At 35.1% G+C, this 17,307-nt stretch carries 15 protein-coding genes and 5 tRNA genes; 11 read left to right on the forward strand and 9 right to left on the reverse strand.

Annotated features, from left to right (window positions below; genetic code table 11):
- The first annotated feature begins 19 nt into the window (after positions 1-19).
- The gene (locus CVIC12175_RS00745; RefSeq protein ID WP_086254872.1) at positions 20-1,876 is read left to right on the forward strand and encodes an ammonia-forming cytochrome c nitrite reductase subunit c552; all 1,857 of its coding nucleotides are present in this window, start codon (positions 20-22) and stop codon (positions 1,874-1,876) included.
- 196 nt (positions 1,877-2,072) lie between these two features.
- Positions 2,073-3,053 (forward strand): extracellular solute-binding protein, encoded by a 981-nt coding sequence (locus tag CVIC12175_RS00750; RefSeq protein ID WP_086315774.1) that lies wholly within the window; start codon positions 2,073-2,075, stop codon positions 3,051-3,053.
- Between the two features lie 283 nt (positions 3,054-3,336).
- Here CVIC12175_RS00750 and CVIC12175_RS00755 read toward each other — a convergent pair whose 3' ends face one another.
- Complete coding sequence (locus CVIC12175_RS00755; protein WP_086315775.1) at positions 3,337-3,963, reverse strand: DUF2400 family protein; 627 nt, start codon at positions 3,961-3,963, stop codon at positions 3,337-3,339.
- Positions 3,964-4,178: 215 nt separating this feature from the next.
- Between CVIC12175_RS00755 and CVIC12175_RS00760 the strand changes: the two genes are divergently transcribed.
- Positions 4,179-6,971: a flagellar hook-basal body complex protein gene (locus CVIC12175_RS00760; RefSeq protein WP_192940158.1), complete on the forward strand. Its 2,793-nt coding sequence runs from the start codon at positions 4,179-4,181 to the stop codon at positions 6,969-6,971.
- A gap of 299 nt (positions 6,972-7,270) precedes the next feature.
- Here CVIC12175_RS00760 and CVIC12175_RS00765 read toward each other — a convergent pair whose 3' ends face one another.
- From CVIC12175_RS00765 to CVIC12175_RS00785, 5 genes are all read right to left on the reverse strand, one after another.
- Positions 7,271-8,470 carry a hypothetical protein gene (locus CVIC12175_RS00765; protein WP_086315776.1) on the reverse strand — a complete coding sequence of 400 codons (1,200 nt, stop codon included), beginning with the start codon at positions 8,468-8,470 and terminating at the stop codon, positions 7,271-7,273.
- A 9-nt stretch (positions 8,471-8,479) separates the two neighbouring features.
- Positions 8,480-9,838 (reverse strand): DUF6844 domain-containing protein, encoded by a 1,359-nt coding sequence (locus tag CVIC12175_RS08455; RefSeq protein ID WP_096030566.1) that lies wholly within the window; start codon positions 9,836-9,838, stop codon positions 8,480-8,482.
- Between the two features lie 62 nt (positions 9,839-9,900).
- Positions 9,901-10,521 carry a penicillin-binding protein activator LpoB gene (gene lpoB, locus CVIC12175_RS00775; protein WP_086257178.1) on the reverse strand — a complete coding sequence of 207 codons (621 nt, stop codon included), beginning with the start codon at positions 10,519-10,521 and terminating at the stop codon, positions 9,901-9,903.
- Positions 10,518-10,913, reverse strand: a complete 396-nt coding sequence (locus tag CVIC12175_RS00780) for a YcfL family putative periplasmic lipoprotein (protein WP_086257177.1) — start codon at positions 10,911-10,913, stop codon at positions 10,518-10,520. The genes lpoB and CVIC12175_RS00780 overlap by 4 nt, the downstream gene beginning before the upstream one ends.
- A 1-nt stretch (position 10,914) precedes the next feature.
- Positions 10,915-12,291, reverse strand: a complete 1,377-nt coding sequence (locus CVIC12175_RS00785; RefSeq protein ID WP_236861080.1) for a COG3014 family protein — start codon at positions 12,289-12,291, stop codon at positions 10,915-10,917.
- Between the two features lie 319 nt (positions 12,292-12,610).
- Here CVIC12175_RS00785 and rhuM point away from each other — a divergent pair, with 319 nt between their 5' ends.
- Positions 12,611-13,051, forward strand: coding sequence for a RhuM family protein (gene rhuM, locus CVIC12175_RS00790; RefSeq protein ID WP_086257176.1), 441 nt, complete (start codon positions 12,611-12,613; stop codon positions 13,049-13,051).
- Positions 13,052-13,255: 204 nt separating this feature from the next.
- On the opposite strand, the gene CVIC12175_RS00795 is transcribed toward rhuM, so the two are convergent.
- A tRNA-Ala gene (locus CVIC12175_RS00795) sits at positions 13,256-13,331 on the reverse strand.
- A 135-nt stretch (positions 13,332-13,466) separates the two neighbouring features.
- Between CVIC12175_RS00795 and CVIC12175_RS00800 the strand changes: the two genes are divergently transcribed.
- From CVIC12175_RS00800 to CVIC12175_RS00820, 6 genes are all read left to right on the forward strand, one after another.
- Positions 13,467-13,541: transfer RNA gene (locus CVIC12175_RS00800), tRNA-Gly, on the forward strand.
- A gap of 5 nt (positions 13,542-13,546) precedes the next feature.
- A tRNA-Leu gene (locus CVIC12175_RS00805) sits at positions 13,547-13,633 on the forward strand.
- Between the two features lie 9 nt (positions 13,634-13,642).
- Positions 13,643-13,716 (forward strand) — tRNA-Cys (locus CVIC12175_RS00810).
- 16 nt (positions 13,717-13,732) lie between these two features.
- Positions 13,733-13,885, forward strand: coding sequence for a hypothetical protein (locus CVIC12175_RS08495; protein WP_180380690.1), 153 nt, complete (start codon positions 13,733-13,735; stop codon positions 13,883-13,885).
- A 6-nt stretch (positions 13,886-13,891) separates the two neighbouring features.
- Positions 13,892-13,981, forward strand: a tRNA-Ser gene (locus CVIC12175_RS00815).
- A gap of 29 nt (positions 13,982-14,010) precedes the next feature.
- Positions 14,011-15,201 (forward strand): multidrug effflux MFS transporter, encoded by a 1,191-nt coding sequence (locus CVIC12175_RS00820; protein WP_086257175.1) that lies wholly within the window; start codon positions 14,011-14,013, stop codon positions 15,199-15,201.
- Here CVIC12175_RS00820 and thyX read toward each other — a convergent pair.
- Both thyX and CVIC12175_RS00830 read right to left on the reverse strand, forming a co-directional pair.
- Complete coding sequence (gene thyX, locus CVIC12175_RS00825; RefSeq protein ID WP_086303020.1) at positions 15,167-15,787, reverse strand: FAD-dependent thymidylate synthase; 621 nt, start codon at positions 15,785-15,787, stop codon at positions 15,167-15,169. The two genes, CVIC12175_RS00820 and thyX, sit on opposite strands and share 35 nt — an antisense overlap.
- Positions 15,788-15,796: 9 nt before the next feature.
- Positions 15,797-16,396 (reverse strand): nitroreductase family protein, encoded by a 600-nt coding sequence (locus tag CVIC12175_RS00830; protein ID WP_086303018.1) that lies wholly within the window; start codon positions 16,394-16,396, stop codon positions 15,797-15,799.
- Between the two features lie 142 nt (positions 16,397-16,538).
- Here CVIC12175_RS00830 and CVIC12175_RS00835 point away from each other — a divergent pair, with 142 nt between their 5' ends.
- Positions 16,539-17,282, forward strand: a complete 744-nt coding sequence (locus tag CVIC12175_RS00835) for an extracellular solute-binding protein (RefSeq protein ID WP_086256320.1) — start codon at positions 16,539-16,541, stop codon at positions 17,280-17,282.
- The last annotated feature ends 25 nt before the right edge of the window (positions 17,283-17,307 follow it).

Below are 17,307 nucleotides of genomic sequence, written 5' to 3' on the forward strand. Positions count from 1 at the left end.
TTATAGAAAGGATAAGAGTATGAAAAAGGCTCTTTTGGCGGTATTAGCTATTGTTGTCTTGATCGGCTTTGTGCTATTTAACAAAGACATTTCAAGCAAAAAAGCTCAGCCTGATATGGCTGGCGTAGTCTCTAAAGAAGTGGTGAATATGAGCGATGATGATCCACGCTTTGATGTTTGGGGTAAAAATTTCCCTGAATATGTAGATATGTATTCAGCAGTTGAAAATGAAGCACCATTTGAGACTGAATTTGGTGGTAACCACGCATATTCTAAACTAATTAGATATCCACAACTTACAGTTTTATGGGCTGGATATCCATTCTCTATGGACGCAAATGAAGAACGCGGCCACTTCTGGATCCAAGTAGATCAAATGGATACAGCAAGAAACAATAAAGACTTCTTAAATTCACACGGTTTTGCAGGTTTTGGTGGTCAGCCAGCTGCTTGTATGAACTGCCACAGCGGTTGGACAAAATGGCTAGAAAATAACGCTGCTCTAGGCGATACACCTCGTGAAAAATGGGTATCATTTAACAGTGCTAAATACTGGACAATGATCAAAAATGTACCAGCTCTAGAAGGCATAGCAGAAAATAGCCCAGAACATAGCGGCCCTCACGGCGGTAAAAGAATGGGTGTTGCCTGTGCTGATTGTCACGTACCAAACACAATGGAACTTCGTGTAACTCGTACAGCTCTAATTAACGCTTTAACAAAATGGAGAGGCTACGAAGCAGATCCAGTAACTGGTGTTAAAGCTACAAGAAGTGAAATGAGAACTCTAGTTTGTGCGCAATGCCACGTTGAATACTACTTCCGCCCAACTGGTGAGAAAGTAAAAACTATCGGTGAAACAATCGCTAATGATACTAGCAAAAAATGGTGGAACGGCACTCAAAAAACTTATGATGAGTTTGATAGCTGGAGAGATGGCAACAAAGCTACTGAAATTGAAGTTGCAGGTATTGAGCTAGTATTCCCATGGAAACAATGGGGTAAAAATGAGCCATTTAGAATTGAAATGTTTGATGAGTACTATGATGAAAACTCAACTCGCAGCATATTCCCACAAGATTGGGCTCACAAAATTACTAAAGCACCAATGCTAAAAATCCAACACCCTGAAACAGAGCTATACTCAAGCTCAGTTCACGCAGCAAATGGTGTAAGTTGTGCTGATTGTCATATGCCATATGTAAGAAAAGGCTCAAGCAAAATGACAAATCACAATGTAACTTCTCCGCTTAAAGATATCAACGCTGCTTGTAAAAGCTGCCATACTCAAAGCGAAGAGTACCTAAAAGCGCAAATCACTGATATCCAAAGATCAATCGCATTTGATCTAAGATCTGTGGAGTATGCTACAGTAAGCCTAATCAACGATATCAAAAATATGCGTGATAGACTTGCAACTCTACCTGAATTCCAAAAAGATGGCAAAGCAGATGATAAGAAAATATCTGCAGTGCTAAAAGAAGTTTTAGAGTTACATAGAAAAGGTCAAATGAGAGGTGACTTCATAGGTGCTGAAAACTCAACAGGTTTCCACAGCCCAAGAGAAGCTAGCAGAATGCTACTTCAAGCTCTAGAAATGGCTAGAATGGGTCAAACTAAACTAGCTGAAATAGCGCTACAATACGGATTTAGCGATTTTAAAACTAGCAACCTAGGTTTTGAAGATATTCAAAAACTAAACCCAGGCGATATTCGCTATAAAGTTGATCTAAATGACGCTCGCCAAAGCACAGGTAAAAACCATAAAGCAGGCGATCGCTACTATGAACATCATAATATAAATGATGGTCCAGATGCTAAACTTTTAGAGCTAGATAAAAACAACAAACCTTACAACTATAAGGTTCTTGACTAATCTAGATAATAGGGCGGGGCTTAGGCTCCGCCTTTTATCCATAAATCAAATTTCATTCTATTAAATCCAATAATCATAATACAACTATTATCGCTTTTTATATCAATAAAAAAGAATTTATAATTTTGATAATTAATATTATTATAAGTATTCTTTAGCTACTATTTTACGATCAAATCAACAAAAGGAAAAATAGATGAAAAAACTACTTTTAACTGCGGCTTTTGCTTGTATGGCTTTAGCTAATGAGATAAATTTATATAGTGGCAAGGGACTAGATCCAAAACTTGCTAATATATTTGAATCCCAAACAGGTATTAAAATCAATATCATCAAAGATAAAGAGCAAATGGCTAAAATGAACGCACCAGATTCTAAAGCTGATCTATTTATGGGTATGGATGTAAGCACATTTGCCAAATTGCAAAATGATGACAAGCTTGCTCCAGCTAAATCTAAAATCATAGACTCCATCGTCCCAGCAAATTTAAAAGATAAAAATAACGAATGGATAGGATTATCTAAAAGAGCTAGAGTAATCGTCTATGACAAAAAGGCAATTGATCCAAAATTAATCCAAAATTACGAAGATTTAGCAAAGCCAGAGCTAAAAGGCAAGCTATTAATGCGTACTTCAAATGTATCATTTAATAGATCTTTACTAGCATCTATCATTGCAAATGATGGCGAAGACAGAGCCAAAGAGTGGGCCAAAGGAACTCTAAATAATCTAGCTAGAGATCCAAAAGGCGGCGATAGAGAACAAGCTCGTGGCGTATATGAAGGCATTGGAGCAGTAGGTGTGATGAATAGCTACTATATCATCACGCTACTAAATTCTAAAAAGCAAAGCGACCAAGAAACAGCCAAAAGTCTAGGCGTGATATTCCCTAATCAAGATGGCCGTGGAACTCATATAAATATCACTGGAATCGCTCTTTTAAAATCTAGCCAAAATAAAGACGCAGCTATTAAATTTATCGAGTTTATGCTAAGCAAAGAGGCTCAAGAGATTTTAGTATCTACAAGCCACGAATACCCAGTAAATAAAGATGCTAAACCAAGCAAAGAGATTACAGCATTAGGCAAATTTAAAGAAGATAGCATATCGCTTAATAAAGTTGCTAATGAGCTAGAAAACGCACAAAAAATCTATAAAGAATTAGGCTGGAAATAGTTTAATATATAATTTTATATTTTTATTGCGATAATAAGCTACCGTTAAAGCTATGCTTTACGGGGCTTTTTAAATTTGCTTTTTACATTGTATAATTTTAGCAAAATTACCACAAAATAAATTCATTAAAATCCTATAAATATAAAATTTTTTCTTAATAAGCCTTGATAAACAAAGAGATTTTTCTACCGCAAAATAATATTCAGCGCTAATTAAGTCAAATTTAAGTATAATCTTGTCGAAGTTCGTAGGGGCGACGGAGTAGCGGATTTTCCGCTCCGCCCTATCTTTCATTCACATATTTTAATAAATCACTGCCAAATTCTCGTAACAAATCATCTAAAAATATATTTATATTATCAGGGTGCAACCCTATCCAAACATTATGAATTTCTGTGGTAATTCTAGGTGAGATATGTCCGTTATTTGAACGAATTTTAAGTATATTTTCCCAATGAAATGAGCGATTTCGAAGTGTTTTTAAAAGATCAAGCGATATTTTTACTTTATCTTTATTGCTAAATTTATGCTTTATCCCATTTTTACGGTAAAAATTTCTATTATATTTATCATATTTTACAAAATCCATATCCTTTAAATTCATTATTTTGCTTAGCAATTTTTGCTTATGTATAATAAAAATTATATTGCCTAGTGATAGTCTAGATATATTTTGCGAATGAGACAGCTTGCTATCTACCATTTGAGAATAATCTTTACTTATCCAGTCATCGCCAACTTTAAGACACATTAAACGATCAAGCTGGTTTCTAAGCACTATCTCGATAAATCCTAGCTTATGTGCTATACTGCCAATAAGATTTAGATTTTTCCTATGCTGCTTGATATCAAACTCATAGGAGGCTAATCTATCTTTTGAAAATAATTCCATAGCTCTACTAAAATCCATCAAATTCCTTTATTTTTATTCTTTTTTGCTGTTAAATTTTACTTTTTTGAGTTGAATTTATCTTTAAATTTTTATCTTTTTTGGAAGTGTGCTATTGCGAGTGATGCGTGATAATCTCATTATCATCACACAAAACAAATCGCAAAAAATTAAATTTTGGAACGCATTTTGCTTTTGATAAGACCAAATAAATTTTAAAATACAAAGGATCACTCATGATGGGAGCATTATGGTCTGGAGTTACTGGTCTTCAGGCACACCAAGTAGCGATGGATGTAGAAGGTAATAACATAGCAAATGTAAATACCGTAGGTTTTAAATATTCTCGTGCTAGTTTTGCTGATCTTTTTAGTCAAACCCAAAAGGTAGCCACAGCACCTCAAGGTAATCTAGGTGGTAAAAACTCTATGCAAATTGGTCTAGGCTCTACTGTAAATACAGTTACTAAAATATTCAAGCAAGGTACAATCCAAACTACAGACAAACAAAGCGATATGGCTATCCAAGGTGATGGATTTTTTGTAGTATCAGCTGATGGCGGTAAAACCTATATGTATACTAGAAATGGTGACTTTAGCTTAGACTCTCAAGGTAATTTCGTAGATCGCAACGGCTATATAGTCCAAGGCTGGATGAGAAATGAAGATACCGGCATAATCGATCCTACAGGCCCACTAGATAATATCGTAATAGAACCAGGTATGTCTATGGAAGCCAACCCTACTAGTGAGCTAGCTATCATCGCCAATCTAAATTCCGGCTCAAACATCGGAACCAAAAACTCTCCTATCTATACACTAGATCAGTATAATGACTTTTTAGATATCAACGGCAATGGCTTATGGGATGATGGCGAGGCTAAAAATCCAAATGATTTAAATAACAATACCTATTATATTAACTCAAACAAAGAAGTAGCAGTTAAAGAAGCCGGCGTAGATCTAGGCGTAGTCTTTAATGGTGCTGGTGAAGGGCTAAACCTAAGAGAAGGTCAAGGTATGTGGGTTAGCTATGCTGATGCGAAGGCTACATTTGGGCCACTTAATAATAATGCTAATAATCTAGATATACATATATCTATTAATGGTATAGAGATACCTAAAACTACTGTAACTAAAATGGATGATGTAGCTAAAAAGATAAATGAATTTACCAATCAAACTGGGGTTCGTGCTACAGTAATTAATGGCAATGAATTACAACTAACTAATAATAACAATCAAGGCACTACCGATGCTTCTAAAAATATCAAAATTAGAAAGCTTGAAGGCGATACTACATCTATCCAAACAACAAATGTAATAACAGCATATAAATATACCTACTCATCAGCTGCTGGTACTAATGCAGGGCATAGCTATAGCGATAGCGCTGCAAGGGTGGTAAAAACTACAGAAGATCTAAGAAAAGCTATGCAAACAGACGCTAGAGAGTATGTCAATTATAGTGGTACTAGAGTATCAAACGCAGTAAATGGCGCTACATACTTTGTAAATGCTGTTATAGCTAGGATTGATGGCGGACAAGGTGGTTTTGCTCCTGGTAACCAAAATACAATAGAGCAAGCTATAGAGGATTTAAATAATGCTATTACAGATCAAACTTTATTTGCTAATCTTCAAGGTAAGGGCGTAGTATCTGCGCCTATATCTGAATCAGCTGTTGCGTCTATAAATAATATTATAAACGATATAGAGGCAATTGGTGCTGATGCTGGAAATCAATACAATAGTGTAAATGATCTAAAAGAAGCTTTAAGAGAATTAATCACAGATGATAAGCTAGCTGCTATGGCAGCAGCTGAGTGGGACTCTCCACGAGATGCTGATGGTAATGGTAACTTTAATAACAACACTGCAAATGGCTTACCTGGTGCAGATCAAGATAATACAAATAGCAACGCTACATATAGAGATATAAATCTAAATGATGGAGTGCAAGTAACAGTAAATGAAAAGGGGCAATTCGTATTTAAAAACCCTTCAGGAGATGCAAGTTACGGACAAAATGATGGGCACACTATAGTCAATCAAAATCAACAAGGTGGTACAGATGTAAAAGATAGCCCAAATGCCTTTACTGATGCTAATGGCGTAAAACAAACTCCATCAAATCAAGATACATATATAAATGATTATAATATGCAAATAGCAGTAACTGGATATAGCAATATAGAAGAAAATATCAATGAAAACTCAGCTCTAGCTGATGTATTTAAAAGCCTTAGTGGTGGTCTAAGCACAGGAACAAGCGAGAGAATCTCAAGCAACCTTACAATGTCTAGCCACGCAGCTACAACTGAGATATATGATAGTCTAGGCTCTAAGCATGAGATTAAATTTGAGTGGAGAAAGGTCAGCTATAGCCCAGAAAATGGTACCGAGTGGTCTTTGCTTATTCAAGTGCCAGAACCAGGTGTATTAAATGCTGATGGAGCAGTATCAAATGTAATATCTGGCTCAGCTAGATTTAATAACGATGGAACATTGCTAGGATTTACTCCTACTACTTTGACATTTACAGCAAATAACGGCTCAGCCCCAGGTCAAAACATAGAGCTAAACTTTGGTAAGATAGGCGACTCAAATGGTCTAAGAAGTAACGACAATCCAAGTGCTACTGATAATATCGTACAAGATGGCTACGCAGCAGGAAATTTAACTGGCACTAGAATAGATGAGTCTGGTACTATCATAGGAAGCTTTAGCAACGGTAGGAGCTTTGGTCTAGCGCAAGTAAGCCTTGCAGTATTTACCAATAATGAAGGTCTAGAGACTAGAGGTGGTAATATATTTAGCCAAACTGCCAATAGTGGTGATCCGGTATTTGGTGCTGCAGGGACTAGCAGACGTGGAACTATCACAGCAAGTGCTTTGGAGATGAGTAATGTGGATTTAAGCCGTGCATTAACCCAGCTAATCGTAGTCCAAAGAGGCTACCAAGCCAACTCTAAAACTATAACTACAAGCGATCAAATGCTTACTAGCTTATTGCAGATTAAGCAGTAATTTAAAGCGGTACGAGTAGCGTGATAGTCAAACGATACTAACTATCGTTTGGCGACGCTACGAGACATAAAAGCGAAGCTACCTTGCGTGATAGTCAAACGATACTAACTATCGTTTGGCGACGCTACAAGAGATAAAAGCAGAGTCGCCTTCTCATATAAAACTTTGCAAAATCGGTATTTAAATTTGGATATTTATTTAAATTTAGATTGTTAAAATAGATAGGAATAAAATTAGACTTGATTTTATAGATCAAGTCTAATATATTTTTATAGTCAAATGCTAAAAATGTAGAGAAATCAAAAGCCTAAATTCACTCCGCCACCATCATTTATCTGATAATTAGCATCGCGACCTATATTGTATCCAGCGCCACTTCCGCCACCAAGTGGGCGACAAATATTGTCTTTTTTGACGCTACCTTGAGTAATTTTGCCATAAGAGAGCTTTGGGTCTGCTCTAGTGATCTCTATAGTTCCGACTTTTGTTTCTACTCTAGAGTCTGATGTGCTTTCTTTGGTGTAGCTATCTTGGAGTCTTTCGCCCTGTGAAAAGCACTCATAAACATCTCCTATATTAAGCTTTTGTGTAAATACAGCTTCACCGCCATTTACTGCGGCTACTTTTAGCGGATATATTGCATTTAGTATATCTTGGCTTATTTTAGATGCTATTTTTGCGATAGCAGATTCACTGGAGTTGATATTGTTTTTTACATTTACGGCCATTGTTAAGGAATTTGAGTATTTGATCTGGCGAGTAGCAAATAAGATCACTTGATAATCTACAGCAACTTCTATTTTTGCAGTAGTTTTGCCAGTTAGATTGCTTGTTTTTGTTTGTCCTTGAGCGCCAGCTATATTAAAAAGTAAAAAATAATCACTCCCAATTACATTTTTAAGCTTATATATCTCATCGCTTGCAGCATCTGCTGAACCTATAAGAGCCTTTTCCATAGCGTAATAGCCGCTATTATCTCGGTCAAGTATATTGAATTTACGACTTTCTAATAGATCTGCTATTATGTATTTTTTGAGTCTTTCGCCTAATTGTCTATATTCATGCGAAGAGCTATCAAATACGCTCACAGATCTCCTGGATTTAGAGCTTAATCCAGGAGCTTTGTAGGATTTTGTAGTTTTTGAGTTTTTGATAGCAACCTTAGCTACCCAATTACCCTTGCTATCTTGATAAGCATCAATTACTTCGTAACTATCAGCTCTGCCTTTTGTAGCTTTAGTAATATTTTCATTGTAGCTATCTACCATATCTGAGCCGCTATTGCTATTAACTGAAATAATATTGGATTGTTTAATGGAATTGATATTAACTCCACTCATTTTGCCAATAGCTTCTACAATAGCATTATTTATAGCTTCTTCTCTAGTTACTCCATGCCCTTCACCTGTGCTTGTTTTGGTTACTGTTTTTGTAACTACTGAGGCGCTAGAAGTGCTGGCAAATAAAGCAAAAATTACGAAAAATAAAATATGCTTCATATCAAACTCCTAGAAATCGTCTATAGTATTTACTATACGAGATTTGCGTTCTATAGTATTTCCTGGCTGTGTTTCAGTCCGTATTTGACTCGCGCTGCCATTATCGTTGTTATTAGAAATCATATCTGTGGTATTTTTATAAGAAGCATAAGAATAAGCTCTTACAACCCCAACATGTGGTATGCCATTTTCATCTACTAAATTCCAGCGTCGTATAGTGCGAGTACCTCTAATATCGCCTCTTGTTGTAGCTCTGATTTTTTGGCTAACTTGATCTATTATATTAGCTATAGCTTGGCTGGTAACTTGTTCTCCGCCTTCTGTGAGATTTGTTTTTTGAGTGATTGTCTCTTCTAGAATTTCTCCTGTTTTAACACTATCGCTAAAAGATAGATTAACATTCATAAATTCTTGTATCGCTTGATCTGCTTTATTAAGAGCTGTATTTTCTGCTATTTGCATTTTTCTATTTGCAAATCTACCCTTTGTATCTTCTAGGGAAATTCCCCAACGACCATAGCTTAATAGTACAGGCGCTCCTGTTTCATCATAGACTAATCTTAGTCCATATTCTTGCAAGAATCCCTCTTTGTCTTTTGGTAAAAATTCTGTGATTTTCTTGCCTTTTCCTGTAATTAATGAAGGTCTTTTTAGTCTCATATCCCTTGCTATATCTCTTGTTTTTTTGCTCATTACAGCAACGACACCTATCTCATACCCATCTCCAGCAGATGCTTTTGCTATGTAAGTTTGCACTGGCACTAATCCGCTCATACTGCCAAAGGCTTTTTGCATAATATCTTGAGTAAATTTTTCAGCATATAGAGTCTTTTTTCTTTCTTCTGTTAGTCCTTCTACCTCAACTCCTAATTTTTTTAGTTCATTATCTAATTTTGCGCCGGCTAATTGCGTTACTTTATCAAATATCTGTTTCATTGTTCCGCCTTTTGGCAGTTCTTCAAATTCCATTTTATTTGTAGAATCATCTTTTTCATAGCTACTTATAGTTTCACCTGCATGCTTACCAAAGGCATCTCTGATAAAGTTTCCTTGCAGTGATATCATAGCTTTGTTGTATCCGATTTCAGCGGCTTTAGCAAAATCGCTATCATTTTGGCTAAAAGGTATATCTGCTGTTCCATAGTAGAAAGTGCGCTGCTTCTCATCTGTTACTCCCCAGTCAATTCCCATATCGTTTGCAAAATCATCTATAGAATCTTGAACACTTTTTGGCTCTACATTGACCATGCTAGCATCTGAAATTTGATTTTGGCTACTTATATCAGCTTGAGTTAGCTCAGCTGGTTTTTCTCCTTGAGCAAATAGCAAACTAGCTGCAACAAGCGAACATAATATAATTTTTTTCATTTTGTTATCCTTAATATAAATATAAACCCTAGCCGAAGCTAGGGCAGAGATAGAGTGATAAATTACCAGCTTACGCTTTTGCTTGAACCGGCTTTATTGATTGTTTTTTCATCTTCCCAATATACCAATCCAGATGTAAGATCAGTTAAACCTAGCAAAAAGAAATACTCAACTTTTGTTTTGCCATTGTTTAATTTTATATTATCTTGACGAATTTTGCCAAATAGTGAAAAATCAGGCGAAACTAAAGTGCCTTTTTTGGCTATTGTTTTTTGATTGAACTCATCATTATCTCTTAGCTCTCTGACATCTTCGCTCATTGAATCAAGCGCCCCACCTGCAGCTACAGCAGAAGTTAATACGAATTTGCCAGATCTTCTCATAGCTTGAGTGATTTTGCGAGTTAGTTTTTCAGTGTCTAGCCTTAAGGCTGTGTCGTTTTTGATACGGCCGATAGCTACAACTTTTCTAACTCCTGGCTTTTGGTTTGCAAAAGCTGGATCGCTTAAAAGGCTATTTATCATAGTTTCAGCTGCAAGTTCAAAGTCTTCAGAGCTTAAGCCCATAGTTGCGGTGTCGCCTTGGTTTATATTGCCAGAGTTGTCTGTATACATAGGTTGTGGAGTACAACCACTAAATATAAATGTAGCTGCTGCTACACTAACTAAAAGAAGTTTTTTCATTTTGTTCCTTTTGAAGTGAGATGTATTTTAAAGCTTTTTGCTCTTTGATCTTGTGCAAGTTTGTTTATAATTAGCTCACGATTTGAATTTAAGCGAATATTTTTATAGTGATCATCTATAGCATTTCTCAATACAAAACCTTGCTCGTCTAGCCAATCTACTTTATATGATAGATTAATTGCGGATTTGCTTTTTAACACTATTTCACACTCTAAAAGACCATTGTTATTAAAGCGTTTTTTTACGCTTTGAACAATCTTTGGATCAATAGCTTCAAAAGTTACCAAGCTAGAATCATAATAAGAATCTTCTAAGACCACATCGGTAGTCTTGTTTGTGCAACCTGTAATTAGTGTTGCAAATATTGTTATAATAAGTAGTAATTTTTTCATATTATCTCTCTTGTACTATTACTTGTGGTTGTGTTTTTTTGTCTATAGAGCGAACCCAGATAAGCGCGTTTTTCTTTTTATCTACCTTGCCGCTAGCTATTGTAGCGCCAGTGGAATCTTTTATGGTATATGAGCCATTGTTTGGCACCATAGCAATATTTGCTGTTTTAGGTAGAGTTTGCCATACTCTAGTATCGGCTACATTTATAGCAGACATAGTCGCGCTAGTAAGCAGTGAAAGCATACCATTTCCGTCATTTGCTACAGCAGCGCTGGTTGCAGATTTAGCCGCCATTGATAATATAGATTTTGTTATAATCCCTGGGAGCTCTATTTTAAACTCAGTAGCAAAGATATCATCAAAATTGCTTACTTGCGCGGCTTTATTGTTGTTTATGGATATATTTTTATAGCTTGCGTCTCTCTTTTTTAGCGTAGGTAGAGCAAGATTGAGTGTAGCTATATTGTTAGAAGACATTACATAAGGCATATTTATTCTAAAGTTTTCTTTGATCGTGCCAAGACCATCTTCATAAGCTAAAAATATATAACGCTTGCCATCATCTCTAGTTCTTTTGGCTTTATTTTGTAGGGTTCTATTTATGTTGGCAAAGGTTCTATTTTTAGGATTTGCTATAGCTATTTCTCTGAATTTATCTGCTGAATTTGCATAATCACCATCTAAAAAGAAAAAGACCGATGCAAGATAGGTAGCATATGGATTTGTAAATTTTTCGCTTGTTTTAAACTCGGCAAATAGTTGAGAATATTGCTCTTGTATTACTTTAGAGTTTTTGGCATTTTCTTTGTAGTTTGGATCATCTTTTTTAGCTTTTTCTAGCTCTTTTTTGTTGGCTGCTATTTGAGCTGCAAAATAATCTTTTGCTTTATCTTGACGGAGCAAGGCTCTATTGAACTCAACTCTAGCATTTTCATAATCGCCTAAACTCATAAAATTTAGCCCTTTATATACATTTACCATTATACGCTCATATAGATTGCCATCATAATCAGTAAATGTATCATTTAAAAGCACGCCTATAGCGTTTTTAGTAACTTTGCTAGTAGTGCTTTCTAAATCCACATCAAATTTATAGCTATCTTCTGCTAAATCCAAAAATTCATTACTTAATTCAAATTTTCCACAACTTCTAGCTACTGATGCGGCATTGATAGATAGATAGATTGGGTCATCTCCATCTTTTGCTTTTTGTAGCTCATCTGCTAAATAATTTTTAGTATCGCAAGCTGGAGTTTTAAAATCTTGAACAAAATCTGTTGGTTTATTGGCAATAGAAAAAGCAGTGCTAGAACACCCGCTTAAGCCTATACCTACAGCTGCCAAAATGGCACAAGATAACACTATATTTTTACGCATTATTTTCCTTTTATATTAGAGGTGAGAGTAAAAATTATATAATATAAACAAATAATAAATATTAAATTATGACTTAAAATAAAATTTAAATTTATGATTAATGAATGTCTTTATATTTTTTTAAATTTTTATGAAAACCAGTTGGAGTATTTATATGGATTTTAATTCAAATTTGAGATAATCAACTACAAATTCCTATCTAATAGCTTATCAAATAGATTTATCTTGCAAGGCTCCATATTTTCATTGCGCAAATCTTTCTGCGATGCTTATGTTATAATGTCAAAAGTAAAAAAGTGGTATAAAATACTTATAGGCAATAACAGGACAGACAGCAGCAGAGATTATATACTCAAAAGCTAATAAAGATAAAGAGCATATGGGTTTAGCTACTTGGAAAAACTCTCCAGATGGCAGGATATTGCAATCAGATGTGTTAATAGCCAAAAATTATTTAAGCGAAAAAGGGATAAAAGCGTTAGAAAGGGCTGTTAGTGGGTATTTTGATTATATAGAAGATTTAGTAGAGCGTGGAAATATATTTAATATGGAGGAATTTGCTAGTAGTGTAAATGAATTTTTAGAGTTTAGAAAATATAATATTTTACAAGATAAAGGCCAAGTCTCTAACCAGCAAGCTAAGCAAAAAGCCATAGCAGAGTATAGTGTATTTAATAAAACGCAAAATATAGAATCTGATTTTGACAAAGAAGTTAAAAAAATGCTAGGTGCAAGTAAACAAATAGACTATTTTGCTTAGATTTGCCATTAGATAGCCTTTGATATGGTAATTTACTCTAAAAGTAACCTAATAAAAATACAGCAACCTAAAAAGTAACCTAATTCATTGGAAATTATTATACCACAATTGAAACTAAAAATAATCAAAAAACTAATAAAGTATGATAAAAAGGGAATTGAAACGAATTAAAAAAGATTGATTGAAACTTAAAAGAAGCTTAAGTGGTGGAGTTAAGCGGGATCGAACCGCCGACCTCTTGAATGCCATTCAAGCGCTCTCCCAGCTGAGCTATAACCCCATTTTGAAAATATTTGAAAATATTACACTTATTTTGCTTAGAATTTTATGAAATTTAATTAAATTTAGTGAAATTTTTCAAAATCAAATTAAATTTTAAGTTTTCTTTTGATATTATTCAACTTTCAAAATTGATGCGGGAATAGCTCAGGGGTAGAGCACAACCTTGCCAAGGTTGGGGTCGCGAGTTCGAATCTCGTTTCCCGCTCCATAATTGCCCAGGTGGTGGAATGGTAGACACAAGGGACTTAAAATCCCTCGGAAATTACTTCCGTGCCGGTTCAAGTCCGGCTCTGGGCACCACTAATATATGGCGACATGGCCAAGTGGTAAGGCAGAAGCCTGCAAAGCTTTTACCCCCAGTTCGAATCTGGGTGTCGCCTCCAGTTTTACAGGATTTAGATGCGTTATATATTTTGTGCTTTTATCTTGTTATTATGCGGATGTTCTAATACTTGGCACGGAGTCAAAGAGGATTCTAAAGAAGCCTATGAGTGGTCCAAAGATAAGGTCAATCAAGGTGCTAGCTGGGTAGAGCAAAAAACTTCTAAATAATTCACTCGGGAGATGGCTGAGTGGTCGAAAGCGGCGGTCTTGAAAACCGTTGAGGTGTGAAAGCCTCCAGGGGTTCGAATCCCTTTCTCCCGGCCACTTTTAATCTATAACTTTTAAGGCTTTTTATGCAAAGCACTACAAAAATACATGGATTTTCTAAATTTAAATTAATTATTGTTTTAGCTTTTATGTCTAGTATAGCACCGCTATCTACAGATATGTATCTGCCAGCACTATCGCATGTGCAAAGTAGTTTTGCTGCTAGTGAGTTTCTTGCTCAGCTTAGCCTTGCTAGTTTTTTTATAGCATTTGCTTTGGGGCAGTTAATTTATGGTCCTCTTAGCGATACTTTTGGTAGAAAAATTCCACTAATTATCGGGATCGTTCTTTTTATCGTTTCAAGTCTTGGGTGCGTGCTAGTAGATAATATTTATGTTTTTATCACTTTAAGATTTTTTGAAGCACTTGGCGGATGTGCTGGGGTTGTGATTGCTAGGGCGATTGTAAATGATAGTTTTGATATCAAAGATGCAGCTGGTGTATATGCTTTAATGATGGTATTTTCATCGCTTGCGCCGATGTTATCGCCTACATTTGGCGGAATTTTGCTTGAGTATTTTTCTTGGCAGAGTATCTTTGCAGTGCTATTTATTTTAGGTATTTTGTTGCTTTGTTTTATTATTTTTGGGCTTAGAGAATCTACTATAACGCGTATTAAATTTTCTCATAAAGCTACTATGGATAGCTATAAATTTGTATTTAAAGAGCCTATTTTTATACTTTATTGTCTGCTTGGGGCTCTTTCTTCAGCTGTGCTTTTTGCTTATATTACTGGGTCGTCGTTTGTATTTATAGGCTATTTTGGGCTAAATGAGATGCAGTATGGGCTATTATTTGGTATTAATGCATTTGCTTTTGTACTATTTGCTAATATTAATGCTAGACTTACTAGAAGTTTTGAGTGTGAAAATTTGCTTAAATTTGCTTTATTTGCAATGCTATTAGCTCTTATTATGGCTAGTTTTGGGGCATTTATGAAGCTTGGGTTTTGGGTTTTTGAGATAGGTATTTTTATAACTATTGGTACTTTAGGATTTATATTGCCAAATTCTACGACTTTAGCAATGGCAAGGTTTAAAGATCACTCCGGTACCGCATCAGCTGTACTTGGAGTAATGCAGTTTGGGTTAGCTGGAGTGATCGCTTTTGGCGTGGGTATTTTTGAGGCAAATACCCCGCTATTTTTGGCTTTGGTTATGCTTTTACCGTGCGTTATAGCAGTTATTTTGCTTTATAAACGCACTCATCAAAGATAAATTTATGCTCATCAGGTAGTGCAGCGTAGATGGCGTTTGCAAGATTTTGAATCTCCCAAAGTGCGCTTTTAGAACTTCTTAAGCTTATAAAGTTTTGCAAACTTCTAGCATTTATACTCCAGGTAAGCTCAGTTTTGTAGCTTTCTGGCAAGCAGTATTTAGCAATATCAATACTGATATTTTGAGATAGAATTTGGCGAAGATTATTAAGTGCGTTTATGCTAGCATTATCTACATCTGCGTTACCGCTTAGCACTAGGTAGCGGCTTGCATTTTCCCAATCATTTTGTGCAAATTCACCCTCATTTTTTAATTCTTTTAGAGTATAGCGTGTGCTTTTGACACTTAGGCTTGCCATTCTGTGGCGTGCTAGTTCTTGAAGGAGCGCTCTGCTAATTCCTTTGATATAGAAGTTATAGTGTAGATGTTCTAAGGTGCTTGCATGCTTTAATTTGTTTCCTACTCTATCTATAAGAGCGATATCAATCTGGCCACCGTTATCGCCCTTATCAAAGCTTTGCCAGCAAGTTCTAATAGCGTTTGAACAGACCCAAAGTGGAGTATGGTTTAGTAATTTTACTTCCATTTTATCCCTTTATTTATAGATAACTACTTGGTCTAAGCTTTGGCGAATTTTAGCTGGTGCTACTTCATCGCTATAGCCTAGAGCAATTACAAGAACAGGTCTAAAATTCTCTCCTAAATTTACAAAGTTATTTAACTTATCAGCATCAAACCCAGCTACAATGCAGCTTTTAACACCTAGACTTTGAGCGATATTTACCATATTGGCGCTTGCCATATAGCATTGTAGTGATGCGTAGTGCATTAGCTCTTCATTGGTTTGTGGGTTAAACCTTGCTGCGAAGTGATCAAGGGCTTTTTGAAGTCTCTCAGGAGTGCGAGGTTTGCGATCTACTTGAGTTCTTATAAAATCACAACCCTCTTTTAAATCATTGCGTGCGATTATGATTATAGCGTGGCTACATCCGCTTACTTGGGCTTGATTATTACAGATTTGCCCTAATTCTTTTAAATCATTTTCTTTGCTTACAACCATAAATTTCCAAGGCTCCAAACCACACGAGCTAGGACTTAATCTAGTAAGATCTAAAATTTCATTAATGATATTATCATCAATTTTTTGGTTATTAAATTCTCTACATGAATAGCGTTCTTGCATTATTTTTTTCATTTAATTTCCTTTAATTTTTATGGATTATAGCTTTATTTTGTCAATATTTGGTTAAAATTTTTTAGACTGTATGAAATTTTAATTTTATTAATAAAAAATATGTAAAATCATAGGCTTAAATTTTATTATTAAGGAAGTATTTATGAAAAAAATATTGTTTGCATCTTTGTTGATTAGTTCAGCTATGTATGCAGAAGTCATCGCATATGGACCTGGTGGCCCAGCTCCTGTTTTAAAAGAATTAGCAACTGAATTTGAAGCTAAAAAAGGCAAAAAAGTTAAAATAGTTGCAGGTCCTACTGGTCAGTGGATTAATCAAGCAAAAGTAGATGCTGATATTATTTTTGCTGGTAACTCATCTATGATGGATGGATTTATTAAAGTATTTGATGGTAATTTAGATGTTAAAAATGTAGAAGTTTTAAATATTAGAGAGGCTGGAATAGTAGTTAAAAAAGGCAATCCTAAAAATATAAAAAGTTTTAAAGATCTACTTAAAGATAATATTAATGTAATGGTTGTAGATGGTGCTGGTCAAGTGGGTCTATATGAAGATATGGCGCTTAAAAATGGTAAAAGAAAACATCTATTAAAACTTAGAAAAAATATAGTGTATTATGCGCCAAATTCAAAAATGGCAGTTGATCGCTGGAATAGTGATGATAGCATAGATGCACTTATAATATGGTCTCATTGGACTAAAGTTTTAGGTGAAGATAAAGTAGATTTTGTACAAGCTGGTAAAGATTCTATAATTTATCGTGCAGCAGAGATAGCTGTAACAAATAGCACAAAAAATAGAGAAGATGCTATGGAATTTATAAAGTTTGTCCAATCTAAAGATGCTCAAAAAGTATGGAAAAAATGGGGCTGGGAAGTAAAATAATTTAAATTTAAAAAGGCATGGAGAT

It is taken from the genome of Campylobacter vicugnae (assembly GCF_002139875.1).
Lineage (GTDB): Bacteria > Campylobacterota > Campylobacteria > Campylobacterales > Campylobacteraceae > Campylobacter > Campylobacter vicugnae.

Bases quoted from the DNA above. Each gene is read 5' to 3' on its own strand.
- CVIC12175_RS00745 (WP_086254872.1), top strand. From the start codon at position 20: ATGAAAAAGGCTCTTTTGGCGGTATTAGCTATTGTTGTCTTGATCGGC.
- CVIC12175_RS00750 (WP_086315774.1), top strand. From the start codon at position 2,073: ATGAAAAAACTACTTTTAACTGCGGCTTTTGCTTGTATGGCTTTAGCT.
- CVIC12175_RS00755 (WP_086315775.1), bottom strand. From the start codon at position 3,963: ATGGATTTTAGTAGAGCTATGGAATTATTTTCAAAAGATAGATTAGCC.
- CVIC12175_RS00760 (WP_192940158.1), top strand. From the start codon at position 4,179: ATGATGGGAGCATTATGGTCTGGAGTTACTGGTCTTCAGGCACACCAA.
- CVIC12175_RS00765 (WP_086315776.1), bottom strand. From the start codon at position 8,470: ATGAAGCATATTTTATTTTTCGTAATTTTTGCTTTATTTGCCAGCACT.
- CVIC12175_RS08455 (WP_096030566.1), bottom strand. From the start codon at position 9,838: ATGAAAAAAATTATATTATGTTCGCTTGTTGCAGCTAGTTTGCTATTT.
- lpoB (WP_086257178.1), bottom strand. From the start codon at position 10,521: ATGAAAAAACTTCTTTTAGTTAGTGTAGCAGCAGCTACATTTATATTT.
- CVIC12175_RS00780 (WP_086257177.1), bottom strand. From the start codon at position 10,913: ATGAAAAAATTACTACTTATTATAACAATATTTGCAACACTAATTACA.
- CVIC12175_RS00785 (WP_236861080.1), bottom strand. From the start codon at position 12,291: ATGCGTAAAAATATAGTGTTATCTTGTGCCATTTTGGCAGCTGTAGGT.
- CVIC12175_RS08495 (WP_180380690.1), top strand. From the start codon at position 13,733: ATGCGTTATATATTTTGTGCTTTTATCTTGTTATTATGCGGATGTTCT.
- CVIC12175_RS00820 (WP_086257175.1), top strand. From the start codon at position 14,011: ATGCAAAGCACTACAAAAATACATGGATTTTCTAAATTTAAATTAATT.
- thyX (WP_086303020.1), bottom strand. From the start codon at position 15,787: ATGGAAGTAAAATTACTAAACCATACTCCACTTTGGGTCTGTTCAAAC.
- CVIC12175_RS00830 (WP_086303018.1), bottom strand. From the start codon at position 16,396: ATGAAAAAAATAATGCAAGAACGCTATTCATGTAGAGAATTTAATAAC.
- CVIC12175_RS00835 (WP_086256320.1), top strand. From the start codon at position 16,539: ATGAAAAAAATATTGTTTGCATCTTTGTTGATTAGTTCAGCTATGTAT.